Below are 1,644 nucleotides of genomic sequence, written 5' to 3'. Positions count from 1 at the left end.
GCGCATAATATACGATGAAGAGTTTGATCCTGGCTCAGGATGAACGCTAGCGGCAGGCTTAACACATGCAAGTCGAGGGGTATGGTTTTTCGGAACCAGAGACCGGCGCACGGGTGCGTAACGCGTATGCAATCTACCTTTCACAGAGGGATAGCCCAGAGAAATTTGGATTAATACCTCATAGCATAGTAGCTCGGCATCGAGCAACTATTAAAGTCACAACGGTGAAAGATGAGCATGCGTCCCATTAGCTAGTTGGTAAGGTAACGGCTTACCAAGGCTACGATGGGTAGGGGTCCTGAGAGGGAGATCCCCCACACTGGTACTGAGACACGGACCAGACTCCTACGGGAGGCAGCAGTGAGGAATATTGGACAATGGGCGCAAGCCTGATCCAGCCATGCCGCGTGCAGGATGACGGTCCTATGGATTGTAAACTGCTTTTGCACAGGAAGAAACAACGCTACGTGTAGCGTCTTGACGGTACTGTGAGAATAAGGATCGGCTAACTCCGTGCCAGCAGCCGCGGTAATACGGAGGATCCAAGCGTTATCCGGAATCATTGGGTTTAAAGGGTCCGTAGGCGGTTTAGTAAGTCAGTGGTGAAAGCCCATCGCTCAACGGTGGAACGGCCATTGATACTGCTAGACTTGAATTATTAGGAAGTAACTAGAATATGTAGTGTAGCGGTGAAATGCTTAGAGATTACATGGAATACCAATTGCGAAGGCAGGTTACTACTAATGGATTGACGCTGATGGACGAAAGCGTGGGTAGCGAACAGGATTAGATACCCTGGTAGTCCACGCCGTAAACGATGGATACTAGCTGTTGGGAGCGATCTCAGTGGCTAAGCGAAAGTGATAAGTATCCCACCTGGGGAGTACGTTCGCAAGAATGAAACTCAAAGGAATTGACGGGGGCCCGCACAAGCGGTGGAGCATGTGGTTTAATTCGATGATACGCGAGGAACCTTACCAAGGCTTAAATGTAGATTGACCGGACTGGAAACAGTTTTTTCGCAAGACAATTTACAAGGTGCTGCATGGTTGTCGTCAGCTCGTGCCGTGAGGTGTCAGGTTAAGTCCTATAACGAGCGCAACCCCTGTTGTTAGTTGCCAGCGAGTCATGTCGGGAACTCTAACGAGACTGCCAGTGCAAACTGTGAGGAAGGTGGGGATGACGTCAAATCATCACGGCCCTTACGCCTTGGGCTACACACGTGCTACAATGGCCGGTACAGAGAGCAGCCACTGGGTGACCAGGAGCGAATCTACAAAACCGGTCACAGTTCGGATCGGAGTCTGCAACTCGACTCCGTGAAGCTGGAATCGCTAGTAATCGGATATCAGCCATGATCCGGTGAATACGTTCCCGGGCCTTGTACACACCGCCCGTCAAGCCATGGAAGCTGGGGGTGCCTGAAGTCGGTGACCGCAAGGAGCTGCCTAGGGTAAAACTGGTAACTAGGGCTAAGTCGTAACAAGGTAGCCGTACCGGAAGGTGCGGCTGGAACACCTCCTTTCTAGAGCTTTAGTGTTAGCTATATGCACGCTAAAGAAAGAAGACGAAAAGGACTTTTGGTTTCAAGACCGAAGATTATATTACTCTTGCTGTTAATTTAAAAAAAAAGCGTAAAATAAA

The 1,644-nt window shown here is 49.9% G+C and carries 1 rRNA gene; it reads left to right on the top strand.

What is annotated here, in order from left to right:
* Positions 1 to 11: 11 nt before the first annotated feature.
* Positions 12 to 1,525: ribosomal RNA gene (locus KZH69_RS20180) — 16S ribosomal RNA — on the top strand.
* Positions 1,526 to 1,644 lie beyond the last annotated feature (119 nt).

It is taken from the genome of Flavobacterium taihuense, assembly GCF_019351435.1.
GTDB classification, from domain to species: domain Bacteria; phylum Bacteroidota; class Bacteroidia; order Flavobacteriales; family Flavobacteriaceae; genus Flavobacterium; species Flavobacterium taihuense.
This window is presented reverse-complemented; position numbering and strand designations above follow the sequence as displayed.